Genomic DNA, 18,562 nt, shown 5'->3' with positions numbered 1-18,562 from the left:
GCGACGAAGGGCGAAGGGGGATGGCTGCGCACATCAAGCCGAAGTCGGGAACGACAACGGGAGCGACCAGCGAACGAAGGACTTCGGCGGGCGCAGCCACCCCCCTTCGACCGGAGGTGACATGACGAAGGGGCCCCACCGGCTCGAGCCGGCGGGACCCCCCTTCGTCGGATCAGGCGGTGATCAGTTGTCGCGGAAGCGGTTGATCTGCTTCTCGAACTTCGCGCGCTTCTCCGGGTTGGTGACGCCCAGGCCGGCCTCGGGGGCGAGGGTGAGCACGCCGACCTTGCCCTGGTGCTTGTTGTGGTGCACGTCGAGAGTGGCCTGGCCGACCTCCTCGAGCTTGTAGGTGCGGCTCAGGGTCGGGTGCACGAGGCCGCGGTTGATCAGCTCGTTGGCCTCCCACGACTCGCGGTAGTTGGCGAAGTGGCTGGAGATGATCCGCTTGAGGTTCATCCACAGGTAGCGGTTGTCGTACTCGTGCATGTAGCCCGAGGTCGACGCGCAGGTGACGATCTTGCCGCCCTTGCGGGTGACGTAGACCGAGGCGCCGAAGGTCTCGCGACCCGGGTGCTCGAAGACCATGTCGACGTCGTGGCCGCCGGTGAGCTCACGGATCTTCTTGCCCAGGCGCTTCCACTCCTTGGGGTTCTGCTCGGTGTTGTCCTCGTTCCAGAACTTGTAGTCCTCCGCACGGCGGTCGATGATCAGCTCGGCGCCCATGGCGCGGCAGATCTCGGCCTTCTCGGGGGAGGAGACGACGCAGACCGGGGTGGCGCCGGCAGCGAGGGCCATCTGGACGGCGTAGGAGCCCAGACCGCCGGAGGCGCCCCAGATCAGGACGCGGTCGCCGAGCTTGAGGGCGCCACCGTTCTTGGAGATCAGCTGACGGTAGGCGGTGGAGTTGACCAGACCGGGGGAGGCGGACTCCTCCCAGGTGAGGTGGTCCGGCTTGGGCATCAGCTGGTTGGCCTTGACGATGGCCAGCTCGGCGAGGCCGCCGAAGTTGGTCTCGAAGCCCCAGATGCGCTGCTGCGGGTCCATCATCGTGTCGTCGTGGCCGTCAGCGTCCTCGAGCTCGACGGACAGGCAGTGGGCGACGACCTCGGTGCCCGGCTTCCACTTCGACACGTGCTCACCGGTGCGCAGGACGACGCCGGAGAGGTCGGAGCCGACGATGTGGTACGGCAGGTCGTGGCGCTTGGAGTACTTGTTCAGCTTGCCGTACCGCTCGAGGAAGCCGAAGGTGGAGACGGGCTCGAAGATCGAGGTCCACACGGTGTTGAAGTTGATCGCGCTGGCCATGACGGCGACGAGCGCCTCGTCGGGGGCGAGCTCCGGGATCGGCACGTCGTCCAGGTGCAGGGACTTGCGCGGGTCCTTGTCGCGGCTGGCCAGACCCTTGAACATCTCGACCTCGTCCTTGTGGACGGTGGTCGCGCGGTAGGTGTCCGGCAGGGGCAGGTTGGTGTAGGTCTCTTCGCTGCGGTCACCGGAGAGGATCGCGTCGCGGATCTGGTCGATTGCCATGTGAAGTGGGCTCCTCGGCCTCGTGGGGGGAAGGGTCAGGGGCGTGCGTTGCGTGCAACCTAGGTCGTCATGACGCCGAGGTGAGCGGTGTCATGACTCAGTTCACACGCGAGATCGTGGTGCCCGGCAACACCTCGGCGCCGGGCGAAGGGGTCAGTGCCCGGCGTCCGCAGCGGGCTCGACGAGCTCCACGAGGATGCCGCGGGCGTCCTTGGGGTGGATGAAGTTGACCCGGGAGTTGCTCGTGCCCCGCTTGGGGGTGTCGTAGAGCAGCCGCAGGCCGCGCTCGCGCAGAGTCGCGCAGACGGCGTCGATGTCCTCGACCCGGTAGGCGAGCTGCTGCATGCCCTGCCCGCTGCGGTCGAGGAACTTCGCGATCGTCGACTCGGGGGAGAGCGGGGCGAGCAGCTGGATGCAGGAGCCGGAGTCGCCGACGCGCATCATCGCCTCGCGCACGCCCTGCTCCTCGTTGGTCTCCTCGTGGGCGAGTTCCATGCCGTAGACGTCGCGGTAGAAGGCGATCGCCTCGTCGAGGTCGGGGACGGCCACGCCCACGTGGTCGATGGCAGTGAAGAGATCAGTCATGGCGGCAGCCTAGAGAGGCGAAGGGGGCGCGCGCGCCCCCTTCGCCTGTGGTCCTGCACACCCGGTCCGGCCGGGCCGAGGTCCGGCACGCCGGGCCGCGCTGTGGTGTCCACCACGAAGGGAGGCACTGCCCTCCCTTCGTCCTCGTCGCTAGGGTGAGACACAAGAGCCGCGACGTCCTGCCGGGCGCGCGCACCCCACGAATGTTGGAGGAATCCACATGTCTGACCGTCCCGTGTCCGTCATCGTCGCCGGCGCCCGCACCCCGATGGGCCGCATGAGCGGCTCCCTCAAGGGCTTTTCCGGATCCGACCTCGGCGGCATCGCCATCAAGGGCGCCCTGGAGAAGGCCGGCGTCAACGGCGAGGACGTCGACTACGTGATCATGGGTCAGGTGCTCACCGCGGGTGAGGGCCAGATCCCCGCCCGCCAGGCCGCGATCAAGGGCGGCATCCCCAAGGACGTGCCGGCGCTGACCGTCAACAAGGTCTGCCTCTCGGGCATCGACGCGATCGCCCTGGCCGACCAGCTGATCCGCGCCGGTGAGTTCGACGTCGTCGTCGCCGGTGGCCAGGAGTCGATGACCAACGCCCCCCACCTGCTCCCCAAGAGCCGCGAGGGCATCAAGTACGGCGACACCAAGCTCAAGGACTCGATGGCCCACGACGGCCTCTACGACATCATCACCGACCAAGCGATGGGCTCGCTGACCGAGAGCAAGAACGCCGAGAACTCCGAGTTCACGCGCGAGGAGCAGGACGCCTTCGCCGCCGCGAGCCACCAGAAGGCCGCCAAGGCCTGGGCCGACGGCAAGTTCGCCGACGAGGTCGTCCCGGTCGAGATCCCGCAGCGCAAGGGCGACCCGATCGTCTTCGCCACGGACGAGGGCGTGCGTGCCGACACCACGGCCGAGTCGCTGGGCAAGCTGCGTCCCGCCTTCGCCAAGGACGGCACCATCACCGCCGGCTCTGCCTCGCAGATCTCCGACGGTGCTGCCGCGGTCGTCGTGATGAGCAAGACCAAGGCGCAGGAGCTCGGTCTGACCTGGCTCGCCGAGATCGGCGCCCACGGCGTCGTCGCCGGCCCGGACTCGACCCTGCAGGCCCAGCCGGCCAACGCCATCGAGGCGGCCGTCAAGAAGGAGGGCATCTCCGTGTCCGACCTCGACGTCGTCGAGATCAACGAGGCCTTCGCCGCTGTCGGCCTGTCCTCGGCCAAGCAGCTCGGTCTGTCCGACGAGCAGGTCAACCCCAACGGTGGCGCGATCGCGATGGGACACCCGCTCGGCATGTCGGGCGCCCGCATCACCCTCGCCCTCGCGCACGAGCTCAAGCGTCGCGGTGGCGGCGTCGGCGCGGCCGCCCTGTGCGGCGGTGGCGGTCAGGGCGACGCCCTGATCATCCGCGTGCCGAGCGCCTGAGCTTGATCCGCACCGTCGACGTCCCCGCCCTGGTCGCTGAAGCCAGGGCGGGGACGTCCCGCGCTGTCGGGCGACTGATCTCCCTCGTCGACGACCAGCACCCCGCGCTCCCGGAGGCGATGGCGGCCCTCGCGCCGCACACCGGTGGAGCGCACGTCGTCGGCCTCACCGGGGCGCCCGGGGTCGGCAAGTCCACGACGACCAATGCCCTCGTGCGCGCACTGCGCGAGCAGGACCAGCGGGTGGCCGTCCTCGCGGTCGACCCGTCATCCCCCTTCTCCGGCGGTGCCCTCCTCGGGGACCGCATCCGGATGAACGAGTCCGCGAGCGACCCCGGCGTCTACATCCGCTCGCTCGCCAGCCGCGGACACCTCGGTGGGCTGTCCGTGGCGACGCCGCAGGCGATCCGGGTGCTCGACGCGGCCGGCTTCGACACGATCCTCGTCGAGACCGTCGGCGTCGGGCAGTCCGAGGTCGAGATCGCCGGCGCGGCCGACACGACGCTCGTGCTGCTCGCTCCCGGGATGGGCGACGGCATCCAGGCGGCCAAGGCGGGGATCCTCGAGATCGGGGACGTCTTCGTCGTCAACAAGGCCGACCGCGAGGGCGCCGACTCGACCGTCCGCGACCTGCGGCACATGATCCAGCTCGGTGAGGGGCTGACGCCGGGCGGTTGGCGCCGCCCCGTCGTCAAGGCCGCGGCCCTCGACGGCACCGGCGTCGACGAGGTCGTCGATGCCATCGCTCGGCACCTGGACTGGCTCGCCACGAGCGGCGTGCTGCGGCAACGCCGTACGGCTCGAGCGCGCGACGAGATCACGGCGCTGGTCATCGCCCGGCTGCGTGCCCGCATGGGCGATCTCGGCTCGGGCGGGACTCTGCAGACCCTCGCGGCACAGGTCGTCGACGGGGCGAGCGACCCCTACGCCGCGGCGGAGGAGCTGCTCACCACCCTCGGCGTCTGACGGGGTGACGACGACGAGCGCCGCCGGACCCCGAGGGGCCGGCGGCGCTCGTCGTGCGTGCTGGGTCAGTAGCCCTCGCGGACGCGGATCTCGTCGGCGTCGGAGACGTCGTAGACCGCACCGATGCAGGTGGGCGAGTAGTCCGTCGCTCCCGCATCGAGGTAGGTCGTGGTGCAGCTGACGTCGTCGATGACGTTGCCGTCCTTCATGAAGTAGAAGGTCAGGTAGAAGGAGTCACTCGTCCCGCTGTCGTTGCGCACCGTCAGGCCGCTGATGTCATCGGAGGTGACGCTCCAGCCGGACTGGACCGAGGCGCCGTCGACGACCACGGAGCCGCCCTCGCTGACCGCGAGCCCACTGGCAGCATCGGCGCTCTCGGAGGCATTGATCGAGGAGCTGAAGTCGGAGTACGAGTCGTCGGCCTGGTTGGCGCCCCAGACCACCGCGCCGGCGCCGGCGCAGCAGCAGAGCAGCACGACGCCGGCGATGATGCCGAGGATCCACCAGAGGGTGTTGTCCTTCTTGGGCGGCACGCCCACCGGCCCCCCTGAGCCATACGGCGCCCCTGAGCCATACGGCGCCCCTGAGCCATACGGCGCCCCTGAGCCATACGGCGCCCCCGCGTACGGATTGGGGTTGCCGGCACCGCCAGGCGGTGGCGGAGCTGGGTACGACATGGTGGATCCCCCTGCATGATGTGGCGACTGGAGCGGGCGATCGCCCGCGCGGTGGAGTCTACGTGCCGCTCACGGACCGAGCATCTACGCTGGCCGGGACATGACTGACGACACCACACCCGGGCTGATCGGCGACCGCTACGAGACCGTGCGGCCGATCGGGCGTGGGGGGATGGGCATCGTCTGGCTGGCCCGCGACACGGTGCTGGGTCGCCAGGTCGCCGTGAAGCAGATCGGTGACTTCCCCGGGGAGAGCGAAGGGGAGACCCGTCGCGCCATGCGTGAGGCCCGGGCTGCGGCCGCGCTCAACCACCCCAACGTGGTCGCCGTCTACGACGTCACCGAGCACGAGGGCACTCCGTGGCTGGTCATGGAGTACGTGGCCGGCCCCACCCTGGCCTCCGTGATCCGCGAGCGCGGACCGATGACTCCGAGGGGGGCTGCCGACCTGGGCGCGCAGCTCGCCGGTGCCCTGGCAGCGGCACACAAGGCCGGGATCGTGCACCGCGATGTCAAGCCCGCCAACGTCCTCATCGGCGGCGGCCGGCCCAAGCTGGGTGACTTCGGCATCGCGCGCTCCGGGACCGATGACCAGCTGACCCAGACGGGTCTCGTGACGGGCACCCCGAGCTACATGGCACCGGAGGTCGCCGTCGGCGACGACCACGGCGAGGCCGCAGACGTCTGGGCGCTCGGAGCCACGATCTACTTCGCGGTCGAGGGCAAGGACGCCTACCCGAGCCAGGGCAACGCACTGGCGACATTGCGCAGCATCGCCGCGCACCCGCCACGACGGCCCGACCGCGCCGGTCAGCTCGAGCCCGTGCTGGCGGACATGCTCTCGCGTGACGCCACCCGTCGTGGCTCGATGGCCCAGGCCTTGCGACGGCTGGAGAGCATCGCTGCCGGAGGGACGGGTGGGGCTCCTGCCACCGCCACGCACGTGATGCCGGCGGCCGCGCCTGCCGCGGCTCCCGCCCAGCACCACCCGGATCCCCTGGCGGCGCAAGGGGCGCCGCGACGGGGAGGCGGGTGGTTGTGGGTGCTCCTCGTGGCCGGCCTGGTCGCGCTGCTCGTGGCGGGCATCGCCTTCGCCATGTCCAGGGGTGCCGGCTCTGACGGCTCGACGGGGGCCTCGGGCACCGACCGGACCACCGAGACCACGACGACCAGCACGACGACGAGCGGGACCTCGACGACCTCGTCCGACACGACGTCCAGCACGACGTCCGGCACGACGTCCGAGGACGCCATCACCGAGGCCGAGGGGCGCCGCTTCGTCGAGGACTACTTCTCGACGGTCACATCCGACCGTGACGCCGCCTGGGCGATGCTCGCACCTGAGCGGCAGACCAACCGGGCGGGTTATGACGACTTCTGGAGCGACATCGACTCGGTCACGACGAGCGACATCAGCGTGGCCGAGGCGTCCGGCGAGGTCGCCGTGACCCTCACCTACCGGCCCAAGGGCCGGGACACCAGCGTCGAGCAGCACACCTACGATCTGACCCGCATCGACGGCCACATCCGCATGACCAGATGACCTCGGAGGTCCCTGTGCTCCTCGCCTTCTCGATCGCCCCGTCCTCGCCGGACGCCCATGGCTCGTACGCCGAGGCGGTGGCCGCTGCGCTGCGCGTCGTCCGCGACAGCGGCCTGCCCCACGACCTCGGCTCGATGTTCACCACCATCGAGGGTGAGTGGGACGAGGTGATGGCCGTCGTCAAGGGATGCGTCGACGCCATGGAGCCCTACGGCGACCGCGTCGGCCTGGTGATGAAGGCCGACATCCGGGCCGGTCGGACCGGCCAGATGGCCGCCAAGGTCGAGCGCGTCGAGGGCCTCCTCGGGCAGGACTGAGCACCACACGCTCCGTGACCGATTTGTGACATTCGGGCAACATTTGTCATGGTGGGTCGTCCGCTGCAGTCGGCGGACCCTCCTGATCTCCCACGGAAAGCACTGATGTGAGCACGCTCATCCAGCGCGTGGCCGGCGCGGCACTTGCCCTCGTCGGCCTCGTCGTCGCGATCGTCGGCGGTTGGTTCCTCGCCAACCTCGGCACGTCCGGCACGGCAACCTTCACCGCCGACCCCGGCCAGCGCGTCGTGGTCCTCGGACCCGACGTCCTCAACCGGGTCGACCACCCCGTCACGGTGACCGCGACCGGGACGGGCGACATGTGGGCCGGCACCTCACGTCCCTCCGATGTCGAGGCACTCCTCGGCGACGGTGCACGCGTGCAGGTCACCGGCGTCGAGGTCGGCGACTGGGCCCTGACGACCGCTGCGGCGGGCAAGGGCGATGCCGTCTCTCCCCGTGGCCTCGACATCTGGCAGGAGTCGGACAACGGCTCGGGCGAGATCACGCGCACCATCGAGCAGGCAGACGCACCGCAGTCGCTCGTCATCACGGCCCCCGAGGGAGCCGAGGTCGACCGGGTGACCATGACCGTCGAGGACGGAGGCTGGGGCACCACGGCCCTGACCACGCTCGTCGTCGGCCTCGTCCTCGTCATCGTGGGCCTGGCCCTGCTCGTCCGCACCGGGGCGCTGGGCGCCACCCGGGCGCGCTTCGCCCGCACCACTCGTGAGGAGGGCTCCTCATGAGCCGCACCAAGACCCCCTTCGTCGCGACCATGATCGCGCTGCCCGTCCTGCTGGGCGGCTGCGGTGTCGGCAGCTCGCTGGCCGGCATCCACGACGCACCCGCGGAGCAGACCGGCGGCGCATCGATCTCCGCCGACACCGCGAGCACGGTGAGCAAGCGCGTCATCGACGACGCCGTCTCGGTCTCCCGCACGAGCGGCGCCGCCGACGACGCGGAGCGCGACAAGACCCTCTCGGGGCTTGCCCTGCGCGAGGTCAACGCCTCGGTCGCGAGCAAGGACAGGGGCAGCCGCGCGGGCGAGGAGGTCGACGGGCTGAAGGTGCTCGCCGTCAGCCGTGGCAAGGACTGGCCCCGGGCCGTGCTCGCCACCTCGCAGACCAAGGACGTGCAGTACCTCCACGTCCTCGTGTCGCAGGCCGCCGACCAGCCGTACACGCTCTTCGCCGACGTCCCGATGGCCGCCGGGGCCAGCGTGCCGGCGCTGGCCCCCCTCGAGGAGGGCACACCGGTCAAGCTGACCAAGGCTCCCTCGCAGGACGTCACCTCGGCCGCCAGCTCCTGGGCGAAGGGAGTGGCCTTCCCCGCGGCCAAGAAGGCGCCCAAGGACGTCTCCGTCAGCGACGGCTTCTCCGCGGCGCTGAAGAAGAACGCGAAGAAGACCGACAAGGAGCTCGGCGCGCTGGCCGACTACAGCCAGAGCCAGGCGGTCGCCTCGGGCGAGAGCGTCGAGTTCGAGCTCGCCGACGGGGGCTCGCTCACCTTCATGCCGATGACGCGGACCGACACCATCACGGCCACCAAGAAGCTCAAGGAGCTGAAGATCAAGCAGCCCGCGCTCAAGCACGTGCTCGACGCGTCGACCGTCAAGAAGTCGCTGACGGTCAAGCACGTCGAGACGATCGGCTTCGTCACGCCGGCGGAGGGCAAGTCCCGGGTCGTCGCGGCCAGCGACGTGCTGCACTCGGCCAAGGGCCGCTGAGTCGCGCCACCTCCGGTGGGGGACAATGTGGTCATGAGTGATCCGACCCGAGCCCTGCGCGGAGCCGTCGATCTGTCCGGTCTCGGCGGCCCCGCCCGCCCCGCATCCACACCCGCTCCTGCGGGTGGTCCCACCGCCGCCGGTGGTGGCGCGCCCGCGGGTGCGCCACCTGCTGACGGTGGCGAGATCGACGGACTGGTCGTCGAGGCGAGCGACGCCAACTTCAACCAGATCGTCGGCCGTACGAGCATCGTCCCCGCGGTGGCCGTCGTCTGGTCCTCGCAGCAGCCCCAGAGCCGGGCGCTGCTCGACGACGCGATCGACATCGCCACCGCGCTCGAGGGGCGGGTGCAGGTCGTCGGGATCGACGTGGCCACCAACCCCGGCATCATGCAGGCCGTCCAGCCGCCCGAGGTCCCCCTGGCGCTCGGGCTCGTGAGCGGTCAGCCGGTCCCGCTCTTCAGCGGGATGGTCGACAAGGAGCAGTTCCGTGCGGTCGTCGACCAGCTGCTCCAGGTGGCCGTCCAGAACGGCGTGACGGGACGGGTCAGCGCGAGCGACGTGCCTGCCGAGTCGGAGGCGGACGAGCTCCCGCCGCTGCACCAGGAGGCCTACGACGCGATCGAGCGGGACGACCTCGACGCCGCGACCGCGGCCTACGAGAAGGCCATCGCTGCTGACCCCAAGGACACCGACGCCCAGCTCGGTCTGGCGCAGGTGGCGCTGATGAAGCGCACCCGGGACGTCGACCTGCAGGCCGCCCGCGAGGCGGCAGCCAGCGACCCGTCGGACGTCGACGCGGCGCTCGTCGTCGCCGACCTGGACGTCCTGGGCGGGCACGTCGAGGACGCCTTCGTGCGGCTGATCGACCTCGTCCGCGTCACGGCCGACGACGAGCGCGAGCGGATCAAGACGCGCCTGCTCGACCTCTTCGCCGTCGTGGGCAACCACGACGAGCGCGTCCGCAAGGGCCGCACGAGCCTGATGAGCGCGCTCTTCTGAGCCTCCGCCGTGCCACCCCTGAGTGCGCATGACCTCAAGGAGATGCGCCGGGGGTGCGCATGACCTTAAGGAGATGCGCCGGGGGTGCGCATGACCTTAAGGAGATGCGCCGGGGGTGCGTACGACCTTAAGGAGATGCGCCGGGGGTGCGCACGACCTCAAGCAGATGCGGGGGTGAGGTAGACGGCGCTGAGGGCGGCGACGTGGACCTCCACGGACCACGGCTGGTCCTGCCAGGCACGCGGCTCGGCGTCGAGCACGAGGCCGGCCTGGCTCGGTGAGCCAGCCGCGTCATAGCCCGAGGTGTCGAGACGGACCTCCCAGCGACCCCCCTTCGGCACCCCGATGCGAAGGGGGGAGCGCGCCGCCCCGCCGAAGTTGACGACGACCGCGACCACGTCGTCGCCCTGCTCGGCGAAGCGCAGGAAGGCCACGGTGTTGCCCTGGTTGTCGTCGGCGTCCAACCACCGGAACCCCGCCGGGTCGGCGTCGAGCGCCCACATCGCCCGGTGGCTGCGCGCGAAGGTGTTGAGCTCCGCGACGAGCTCGCCGGTGCGGCGGTGGACCGCGTGGTCGAGCAGGTGCCAGTCGAGCGAGCGACCGTCCGCCCACTCGCTCGTCTGCCCGAACTCGGTCCCCATGAAGATCAGCTGCTTGCCGGGGAAGGCCCACTGGTAGGCGAAGAAGGCCCGCAGCGTGGCGAAGCGCTCGTCGTCCCCGCCGGGGATCTTGTAGGGCATCGAGCCCTTGCCGTGGACGACCTCGTCGTGGCTGATCGGCAGCAGGTAGTTCTCGGCGTAGGCGTACATCATCGCGAAGCTGAGCAGGGTGTGGTGGTGCTCGCGGTTGACCGGGTCCTCGCCGAGGTAGCGCAGGACGTCGTTCATCCAGCCCATGTTCCACTTCAGGCCGAAGCCGAGCCCCCCTTCGTCGGTGGGGCGGGTGACGCCGGGCCAGGCGGTCGACTCCTCGGCCACCGTGACGATGCCGGGGGAGCGCCGGTAGGCGGTCGCGTTGACCTCCTGGAGCAGCGAGACGGCCTCGAGGTTCTCCCGGCCACCGTGGACATTGGGGATCCACTCGCCGGGCTCACGTGAGTAGTCCAGGTAGAGCATCGAGGCCACGCCGTCGACGCGCAGCCCGTCGATGTGGAAGTCCTCGAGCCAGTACAGGGCGTTGGCGACCAGGAAGTTGCGCACCTCGGGCCGCCCGAAGTCGAAGACGTAGCTGCCCCAGTCGGGCTGCCACCCCCGCCGCGGGTCCGGGTGCTCGTAGAGCGGCAGCCCGTCGAAGCGCACCAGCGCCCACTCGTCGGTCGCGAAGTGCCCCGGGACCCAGTCGAGGAGGACGCCGACGCCCGCGCGGTGGAAGGCGTCGACGAGGTGACGGAAGTCGTCGGGCGAGCCGAAGCGCGAGTTGGGCGCGAAGTAACTCGTCACGTGGTAGCCCCACGACGGCGGGTAGGGGTGGTCCATGACCGGCATGAGCTCCACGTGGGTGAAGCCGTGGCGCACGACGTGGTCGACGAGCTCGGTGGCCATGTCGCGCCAGCCCAGCCCCTGCCGCCACGAGCCCGGATGCACCTCGTAGATGCTCATCAGCGACGTGTGCGGGTCACTGCCCGCGCGCTGCTCCAGCCAGGCGTCGTCCTGCCAGACGTGGGTGCTGCTCGTGACCACGGAGCCGGTCGCGGGAGCCGTCTCGGCCAGACGGGCCAGCGGGTCGGCCTTGTGCCGCACCACGTCGTCCGCGCCGCGCACCGCGAACTTGTAGACGTCCCCGACGACCGCACCGGGCACGAAGACCTCCCACACGCCCGAGGCGCCGAGGGCGCGCATGGGGTGCGCCAGGCCGTCCCAGCCGTTGAAGTCGCCGATGACGTGCACGGCCTTGGCCCGGGGCGCCCACACCGCGAAGGAGACGCCGTCGACCCCGCCCATGGGGCCGTCGTAGGAGCGCGTGTGCGCTCCGAGGACGGTCCACAGCTGCTCGTGACGGCCTTCGTTGATGAGGTGCTGGTCGACCTCGCCCACGGTCGGGGCGAAGCGATAGGGGTCATCACCCAGGTGCTCGACGCCGTCCTCCCACGTGGTGACCACCCGGTAGTCCATCGTCCGCGTGCAGCCCGCGCGCACCCCGGAGAAGATGCCTTCGCCGTCGTGCTCGAGGTCGAGGTGCACACCGTCCTCGAAGCGCACGGTCACCCGCGTGGCGAGCGGTCGCCGCACGCGCACCCGCAGGCCGGCCTCCTCGAGGTGCTGCCCGAGCAGGTCGTGCGGCTGGGCGTGGCGGCCGTGGGCCAGCGCCCACAGGGCGCCGGTCAGGGCGGGGTCGGGGGTGGGGTTCACGAGCGGTCCTCCTGGAGGAGTCGGTCGATCGCGGTCGTGGGCAGCGAGAGCCACCCGGGTCGGTGGTGCGCCTCGTAGACGACCTCGTAGAGCGCCTTGTCGAGGACGAATGCGGTGAGCAGGTCACCGTACCCGCGCGGGTCCGGGCCGACCTCGGCGTAGCCGTCGAGGAAGGCGGTCTGCATCGCGGTGCACCACGCCCGGGCGTCGAGGCCGGAGTCCGAGCGCTCGAGCGTGCCCGCGGCGTAGTCCAGCGAGCGCAGGATCCCTGCGACATCGCGAAGGGGGGAATCCAGCTCGTTGCGCTCCGCCAGCGGGCGCAGCGGCTCACCCTCGAAGTCGATGAGCATCCAGCCGCGGCCGGGTACGTCGAGCACCTGTCCCAGGTGCAGGTCGCCATGGATGCGTTGCAGCGCAGGCCAGTCGGCTGTGGTGGCGGCGTCGAGGACGGCCGCGACGCGGGCGTCGTGGGCGGTCAGGCCGGGGACCTCGCTCGTCGCGCGGGCCGCCCGCCGTCGCATCGCGGCGACGCGTCGCTCGACATCGCCGGCGTCGGGAGCGCGGCTGGGCAGGGCCCGGGCGAGCGTCGCGTGGACGTCGGCGACCACGCGCCCGAGCTCCCGAGCGCGCTCGCGGAGGTCGGTGCCGGAGGCAGCCGTCTGCAGCGTCTCGCGCCAGGCGTCGGTGGCGCCCTCGAGGTACTCCTGGGCGAAGGCCAGCTGACCGAAGTCCCTGGCCTGACCGTCGGGTCGCTGCCAGGCGCCGGCGACGTGGCCCACGCTCGCCGGGACGGAGGGGGAGCCGGAGGCGGCCAGTGCGCCCTGCAGGGTGATGTCGGGGTTCTCCCCGGGGGAGAGGGTGCGGAAGACCTTGACGATGATCGGGGCCCCCGTGCCGGGGGCGGGGGTGACGATGATCGAGGTGTTGGACTGCTCGCCGCCCAGGACCCGGCTCGAGGCCATCACCGGGTCGCTCGGCCAGGCCGGGTGCGGAGCGCCGACGATGTGGGGGTCGGGGGTGTCAGAGGTCGAGCCTGCTTGCGCGGCAACGCGTCCGCAGAGCAGCTCGAGGAGCTGGGTGACGTAGACGGGGTCGTGCGGGGCGTCGTAGACCCATCGGTGCCCGAGGACGGAGTGCTCCATCTCGCCGACGAGCGCGGCCTCGGCACCCTCCAGCGGAGCGTCCCGGTAGGTGAGTGGGACCTGGTAGACGACCGGGGTGCTGCCGGCCTCGTCGAGCACGATGACCGTCTCGATGCCGACCTCGCCGCTCGGGTCGTCCAGGCGCCAGGAGTCGAGCCGGCGCAGCCGGGGCCGACTCGTGCCGACGAACCAGCGCTGCCCGCCCATCCACTCGGTGAGCAGCTCGAGCTTGGAGGGATGCAGCTCGGCCCGATGGATCGTGGCCATCAGGCGTGCCGCACGGAGACGATGTGCACCGGCTCGGTCTCGACGCCGACGCGCACATAGGTGGCCTCGCCCCAGACCCACTGGGCTCCGGTGACGAGGTCCTCGACGTGCAGCTGGGCGCCCCAGTCGAGGCCGAGGGCCTCCATGTCCAGCCGCAGCGTCGACTCACGGGTCGAGTGCGGGTCGACATTGGCGACGACGATGACCGTGTCGGTCGTGCCGTCGGCGAGGGTGCGCGACTTGGAGTAGGCCAGCAGGTTCTCGTCGTCGACGTGGTGGAAGGTGAGGTTGCGCAGCAGCTGCAGGCTGGGGTGCTCGCGACGCACCCGGTTGAGCATCGTCAGCCAGCCGATGAGCGACCCTCCGGCCTCGGTGACGTCATCCCACCGGCGGTCCTTGAGCTCGTATTTCTCGTTGTCGATCTGCTCCTCCGCGCCGGGACGGGCGACGTGCTCCATGAGCTCGTAGCCGGCGTAGATACCCCACGTCGGGACCATCGTCGCGGCGATCGCGGCCCGTACCTTCCACGCCGCGGGGCCGCCGAACTGCATGTAGGGCGTGAGGATGTCGTGGGTCGTCGGCCAGAAGCTCGGCCGCATGTAGGCCGCCGCCTCGCCGCTGAGCTCGGTGCCGTACTCGACTAGCTCGGGAACGGTGTTGCGCCAGGCGTAGTAGGTGTAGCTCTGCTGGAAGCCGGCCTTGGCCAGCGCGTGCATCATCGCCGGCAGGGTGAAGGCCTCTGCCAGCCAGATGACGTCGGGGTGCGACCTCGCGACATCACCGATCAACCACTGCCAGAACTCGACCGGCTTGGTGTGCGGGTTGTCGACGCGGAAGATCTTGACCCCGTGGTCGATCCACACCTGCACGACGCGGCGGACCTCGGCATAGATGCCGGCCGGGTCGTTGTCGAAGTTGATCGGGTAGATGTCCTGGTACTTCTTCGGCGGGTTCTCCGCGTAGGCGATGCTGCCGTCGGCACGCGTGGTGAACCACTCGGGGTGCTCGGTGACCCAGGGGTGGTCGGGCGAGCACTGCAGCGCCAGGTCGAGCGCGACCTCGAGGCCCAGACGGGTCGCGTCCGCGACGAAGGCGTCGAAGTCCTCGAAGGTGCCCAGATCGGGGTTGATCGCCTCGTGCCCGCCGTCGGGCGAGCCGATCGCGTAGGGGGACCCGGGGTCCTCCGGCCCGGCCTCGAGGGTGTTGTTGGGGCCCTTGCGCGCGGTCGTGCCGATCGGGTGGATCGGTGTCAGGTAGACGACGTCGAAGCCCATGCCGGCGATGGCCGGCAGCCGCTGCGCGGCCGTGCGCAGCGTGCCGGTGACCCACCGACCGGTCGCCGGGTCGACGTGGGCGCCCTCGCTGCGCGGGAAGATCTCGTACCAGGAGCCGAAGAGGGCCAGCTCCCGCTCGACGAGCAGCGGCAGGTCGGCGCTCGGGCTGACCAGCTCGCGGTGCGGGGTGGCCCCCAGCTCGACGGCGGCGGTGCCGGTCGTCACGAGATGCAGCGCGGAGGTCGCCTGATGGCCCTGCTCGTCGCGCAGCACGTCGGCAGCGGAGCGAAGGGAGCAGCGCCCCCCTTCGTCCCGGTCCGGGTCGGCAGCCGCCCGCTCCAGCACGATCGCCCCCTCGGCACGCATGAGGGCGGCGTCGATGTCGGCGGGGATCTTGATCGAGGCGTCGTGCACCCAGGTGGCCCACGGGTCGGACCAACCCTCCACCCGGTAGCTCCACATGCCCTCCCGGTCGGCGGCGACCTCGCCCTCCCAGATGCTCAGCCCGGGGTTGGTGCAGGTCATCGGCACGTGGTGCTCGACGCCGTCGGGGTCGGTGAGCACGATCGTCGCGTTGACCGCGTCGTGTCCCTCGCGGAAGACCTCGGCGCTGACGGTGAAGGGCTCACCGACGACCGACGTGGCGGGTCGCGCACCGTGGTCGACGCACGGGCGCACGTCCAGGACCGGGATGCGGCCGAGGGGCTGCTGCGGTGGTTCCGAGACGGGAACCGCGCTCAGGGGGGATGGGGCAACGGTGAAGTCGGTGCTCACCATCACCACGGTACCGTCGAAGACGCCGTCGAGGACTTGGCGTGCCGCCACCGGACCCCCCAAGATGGGCTGGGTGAAGGCCATTCGACGTTTCAGCGTCCGCACTGCCCTGCCCGAACCGATCTCCGCCCTGGGGGACCTGGCGATGAACCTGCGCTGGAGCTGGCACTCGCCCACGCGCCGGCTCTTCGCCGGCCTCGACCCGAGGCGCTGGGAGGAGGCCGGCCACGACCCGGTGCGTCTCCTCGCGACCTTCTCCGGCAGCGAGCTCGAGGAGCTCGCGCAGGACGAGGACCTCGTCGCCCGCGTGGGATCGGCCAAGGCCGGCCTCGACGAGTATCTGACCTCCCCGCACTGGTACCAGGAGCAGGGTGAGGCGGCCCCGGCGTCGATCGCCTACTTCAGCCCCGAGTACGGGATCACCGAGGTGCTGCCGCAGTACTCCGGTGGCCTCGGCATCCTCGCCGGCGACCACCTCAAGGCGGCCTCCGACCTCGGTGTGCCGATCGTCGGGGTCGGGCTCTTCTACAAGACCGGCTACTTCAAGCAGAGCCTCGACGCGGACGGCTGGCAGCGCGAGACCTACCCGGTCCTCGACCCGCAGGGGTTGCCGCTGACCCTCCTGCGCGAGGACGACGAGACCCCGAGCGTCATCACGGTCGGCATGCCCGGCGGTGGCCAGCTGCGGGCGCACGTGTGGCGCGCGCAGGTCGGCCGGGTGCCGCTGCTGCTCCTCGACTCCGACGTCCCCGGCAACGACGACGCGATGCGGGCGGTCACCGAGCGGCTCTACGGCGGCGCCGGCGAGCAGCGGCTCCAGCAGGAGATGCTGCTCGGCATCGGAGGTGTCCGCGCGCTGCGCCTGTGGTCCCGCCTGACCGGCGCGACCGCCCCGGAGGTCTTCCACACCAACGAGGGTCACGCCGGGTTCCTCGGCATCGAGCGGATCAGCGAGTTCACCCAGTCCGCAGGGATGAGCTTCGACGAGGCGATGGAGGCCGCCCGAGCCGGCACCGTCTTCACCACGCACACACCCGTGCCCGCCGGCATCGACCGCTTCGACGTGACGATGCTCGAGCGCTACTTCGGTGGGTCGCAGGAGCTGCCCGGGGTCCCTCTCGACAAGCTGCGAGCACTCGGCGCAGAGACCTACGAGGGCGGCTCCGAGGGCGTCTTCAACATGGCGGTCATGGGGCTGCGCCTGGCCGAGCGGGCCAACGGTGTCTCCCGGCTCCACGGTGTCGTCTCCCGCGGGATGTTCGACGGGCTGTGGCCCGGTTTCGACGACTCCGAGGTGCCGATCACCTCGATCACCAACGGCGTGCACGCCCCGACCTGGGTCGACGACTCCGTCTACGACATCGCCGCCCAGCACCTCGGCGGCCGTGACGTCGAGGCCTCCGGCCGCTGGAACGAGATCCCGGACGTGCCGGGGGAGGCGATCTGGTCGGCCAAGGCGCAGATGCGCTCGCGACTCGTCGACGACGTGCGCGCCCGCCTGCGCTCCAGCTGGGCCAAGCGGGGGGCAAGCGATGCCGAGCTCGGGTGGACCGACTCGGTCCTCGACCCGGCGGTGCTGACGATCGGTTTCGCCCGCCGCGTACCGACCTACAAGCGACTGACCCTGATGCTGCGCGACCCCGAGCGGCTCAAGGCACTGCTGCTCCACCCCGAGCGGCCGGTGCAGCTGGTCATCGCCGGCAAGTCGCACCCGGCCGACGAGACCGGCAAGCAGCTCATCCAGCAGATGGTCCGCTTCGCCGACCAGAACGACGTGCGCCACCGCATCGTCTTCCTGCCCAACTACGACATCGCGATGGCCCGCACCCTCTACCCGGGCTGCGACGTGTGGCTCAACAACCCCCTACGTCCCTTCGAGGCGTGCGGCACCTCCGGTATGAAGGCCGCGCTCAACGGCGGCCTCAACCTGTCGATCCTCGACGGCTGGTGGGACGAGTGGTACGACGGTGACAACGGCTGGGCGATCCCCACCGCCGACGGTGTCGAGGACGAGTCCCGTCGCGACGACATCGAGGCCGCGGCGCTCTACGACCTCATCGAGACCCAGGTGGCACCGCGCTTCTACGACGTCGACGAGAGCGGCCTGCCGCAGCGCTGGCTGTCGATGCTGCGGCACACGCTGACCACCCTCGGCCCCAAAGTCCTGGCCACCCGCATGGTGCGTGACTACACGGAGCGCCTCTATGCCCCCGCGGCCGTCCACAACGCGCGCGTCAACGGCGACGACCACGCGGGCGCCAAGGCGCTCGCGGACTACAAGGCCCGCGCCCGCGCCGGCTGGTCGTCCGTGCACGTCGACCACGTCGAGGGCTCGGGCGTCTCGGACAGCCCGCTCGTCGGGGAGTCGCTCAGCCTCGACGCCTACGTCACCCTCGACGGGCTGGCCCCGCACGAGGTCGACGTCCAGGTCGTCGCCGGCCGGGTCGCCCTCGGCACCGATGACCTCGTCGACTGGGACGCGACCTCGCTGTCCTTCGTCGAGGGCTACGAGGACGGCAAGGCGAAGTTCGCCGGGCAGGTCCCGATCGAGCGCACCGGCCAGTTCGGCTGGACCGTGCGCGTGCTGCCCAAGCACGAGCTGATGGCCTTCCCCGCGTCACTCGGGCTGGTGGCCAACGCCTGAGCTCCTGCTCCGCACGACCCGCACGACCCCGCTCGACCCCGCACGAGCCGCTCGGCCCAAGGCTCGCTCGGCCCGCGCGAGCCACGACCCATGGCCCGCACGACCCGCTCGGCTGGCTTGCGTACGCGGGCGGCCGCGAGCGGGGTGGCGCGCTGGAAAAGTCCGGACTGCTCTCCCTTCGTCTCACGACGAGGAGACGGTCCGGACTTTTCCTTGATGCGCGCCAGCCCCGCTCCCGCCTCCCGCTCCCGACGCCTCCCGCCTCCCCGCTTGGCTACTTGCGGGTACGACGTGCACTTGTGGTGAGAGGTGCTGACAGAACCGCAGAAAATCAGGGGTTGAGTC

At 70.8% G+C, this 18,562-nt stretch carries 14 protein-coding genes; 8 read left to right on the top strand and 6 right to left on the bottom strand.

Annotation, left to right across the window (positions count from 1 at the left end):
* Nucleotides 1-183: 183 nt before the first annotated feature.
* Together ccrA and mce are read right to left on the bottom strand one after the other, a co-directional pair.
* Complete coding sequence (gene ccrA, locus EXU32_RS10460) at nucleotides 184-1,524, bottom strand: crotonyl-CoA carboxylase/reductase (RefSeq protein WP_130631154.1); 1,341 nt, start codon at nucleotides 1,522-1,524, stop codon at nucleotides 184-186.
* Between the two features lie 159 nt (nucleotides 1,525-1,683).
* Complete coding sequence (gene mce / locus EXU32_RS10455) at nucleotides 1,684-2,115, bottom strand: methylmalonyl-CoA epimerase (protein ID WP_130629852.1); 432 nt, start codon at nucleotides 2,113-2,115, stop codon at nucleotides 1,684-1,686.
* 220 nt (nucleotides 2,116-2,335) lie between these two features.
* Between mce and EXU32_RS10450 the strand changes: the two genes are divergently transcribed.
* Entirely contained in the window at nucleotides 2,336-3,535 is a 1,200-nt protein-coding gene (locus EXU32_RS10450) for an acetyl-CoA C-acetyltransferase (protein ID WP_130629851.1), read from the top strand.
* A 2-nt stretch (nucleotides 3,536-3,537) separates the two neighbouring features.
* The gene (meaB, locus tag EXU32_RS10445) at nucleotides 3,538-4,500 is read left to right on the top strand and encodes a methylmalonyl Co-A mutase-associated GTPase MeaB (protein ID WP_130629850.1); all 963 of its coding nucleotides are present in this window, start codon (nucleotides 3,538-3,540) and stop codon (nucleotides 4,498-4,500) included.
* Nucleotides 4,501-4,565: 65 nt separating this feature from the next.
* On the opposite strand, the gene EXU32_RS17345 is transcribed toward meaB, so the two are convergent.
* The gene (locus EXU32_RS17345; RefSeq protein WP_207233956.1) at nucleotides 4,566-5,039 is read right to left on the bottom strand and encodes a hypothetical protein; all 474 of its coding nucleotides are present in this window, start codon (nucleotides 5,037-5,039) and stop codon (nucleotides 4,566-4,568) included.
* A 238-nt stretch (nucleotides 5,040-5,277) separates the two neighbouring features.
* Here EXU32_RS17345 and EXU32_RS10435 point away from each other — a divergent pair, with 238 nt between their 5' ends.
* The 5 genes from EXU32_RS10435 to EXU32_RS10415 all read left to right on the top strand — a co-directional run bounded on the left by EXU32_RS10435 (nucleotide 5,278) and on the right by EXU32_RS10415 (nucleotide 9,768).
* On the top strand, nucleotides 5,278-6,720 hold the full coding sequence (locus EXU32_RS10435; RefSeq protein ID WP_130629849.1) for a serine/threonine-protein kinase: 1,443 nt from the start codon (nucleotides 5,278-5,280) through the stop codon (nucleotides 6,718-6,720).
* 14 nt (nucleotides 6,721-6,734) lie between these two features.
* Nucleotides 6,735-7,037, top strand: coding sequence for a thiamine-binding protein (locus EXU32_RS10430; RefSeq protein WP_130631153.1), 303 nt, complete (start codon nucleotides 6,735-6,737; stop codon nucleotides 7,035-7,037).
* 107 nt (nucleotides 7,038-7,144) lie between these two features.
* Nucleotides 7,145-7,786, top strand: coding sequence for a hypothetical protein (locus EXU32_RS10425; RefSeq protein ID WP_130629848.1), 642 nt, complete (start codon nucleotides 7,145-7,147; stop codon nucleotides 7,784-7,786).
* Nucleotides 7,783-8,766 (top strand): hypothetical protein, encoded by a 984-nt coding sequence (locus EXU32_RS10420; protein ID WP_130629847.1) that lies wholly within the window; start codon nucleotides 7,783-7,785, stop codon nucleotides 8,764-8,766. Before EXU32_RS10425 ends, EXU32_RS10420 begins: the two co-directional genes overlap by 4 nt.
* Nucleotides 8,767-8,799: 33 nt before the next feature.
* Nucleotides 8,800-9,768, top strand: a complete 969-nt coding sequence (locus EXU32_RS10415; protein WP_130629846.1) for a tetratricopeptide repeat protein — start codon at nucleotides 8,800-8,802, stop codon at nucleotides 9,766-9,768.
* Between the two features lie 158 nt (nucleotides 9,769-9,926).
* Here the strand turns inward: EXU32_RS10415 and glgB are convergent, their stop codons facing one another.
* Genes glgB through EXU32_RS10400 form a run of 3 tightly spaced genes read right to left on the bottom strand, consistent with a single transcriptional unit; the run spans nucleotide 9,927 to nucleotide 15,576 of the window.
* The gene (gene glgB / locus EXU32_RS10410; protein WP_130629845.1) at nucleotides 9,927-12,116 is read right to left on the bottom strand and encodes a 1,4-alpha-glucan branching protein GlgB; all 2,190 of its coding nucleotides are present in this window, start codon (nucleotides 12,114-12,116) and stop codon (nucleotides 9,927-9,929) included.
* Nucleotides 12,113-13,525, bottom strand: a complete 1,413-nt coding sequence (locus tag EXU32_RS10405) for a maltokinase N-terminal cap-like domain-containing protein (RefSeq protein WP_130629844.1) — start codon at nucleotides 13,523-13,525, stop codon at nucleotides 12,113-12,115. The genes glgB and EXU32_RS10405 overlap by 4 nt, the downstream gene beginning before the upstream one ends.
* Nucleotides 13,525-15,576 (bottom strand): alpha-1,4-glucan--maltose-1-phosphate maltosyltransferase, encoded by a 2,052-nt coding sequence (locus EXU32_RS10400; protein WP_130631152.1) that lies wholly within the window; start codon nucleotides 15,574-15,576, stop codon nucleotides 13,525-13,527. Before EXU32_RS10400 ends, EXU32_RS10405 begins: the two co-directional genes overlap by 1 nt.
* A 70-nt stretch (nucleotides 15,577-15,646) precedes the next feature.
* On the opposite strand from EXU32_RS10400, the gene glgP reads away from it, so the two are divergent.
* Nucleotides 15,647-18,217, top strand: a complete 2,571-nt coding sequence (glgP, locus tag EXU32_RS10395) for an alpha-glucan family phosphorylase (protein WP_130629843.1) — start codon at nucleotides 15,647-15,649, stop codon at nucleotides 18,215-18,217.
* The last annotated feature ends 345 nt before the right edge of the window (nucleotides 18,218-18,562 follow it).

This window comes from Janibacter limosus (genome assembly GCF_004295485.1).
GTDB classification, from domain to species: domain Bacteria; phylum Actinomycetota; class Actinomycetes; order Actinomycetales; family Dermatophilaceae; genus Janibacter; species Janibacter limosus_A.
This window is presented reverse-complemented; position numbering and strand designations above follow the sequence as displayed.

Bases quoted from the DNA above. Each gene is read 5' to 3' on its own strand.
- mce (WP_130629852.1), bottom strand. From the start codon at position 2,115: ATGACTGATCTCTTCACTGCCATCGACCACGTGGGCGTGGCCGTCCCC.
- EXU32_RS10450 (WP_130629851.1), top strand. From the start codon at position 2,336: ATGTCTGACCGTCCCGTGTCCGTCATCGTCGCCGGCGCCCGCACCCCG.
- EXU32_RS10435 (WP_130629849.1), top strand. From the start codon at position 5,278: ATGACTGACGACACCACACCCGGGCTGATCGGCGACCGCTACGAGACC.
- EXU32_RS10420 (WP_130629847.1), top strand. From the start codon at position 7,783: ATGAGCCGCACCAAGACCCCCTTCGTCGCGACCATGATCGCGCTGCCC.
- EXU32_RS10415 (WP_130629846.1), top strand. From the start codon at position 8,800: ATGAGTGATCCGACCCGAGCCCTGCGCGGAGCCGTCGATCTGTCCGGT.
- EXU32_RS10405 (WP_130629844.1), bottom strand. From the start codon at position 13,525: ATGGCCACGATCCATCGGGCCGAGCTGCATCCCTCCAAGCTCGAGCTG.
- EXU32_RS10400 (WP_130631152.1), bottom strand. From the start codon at position 15,576: ATGGTGAGCACCGACTTCACCGTTGCCCCATCCCCCCTGAGCGCGGTT.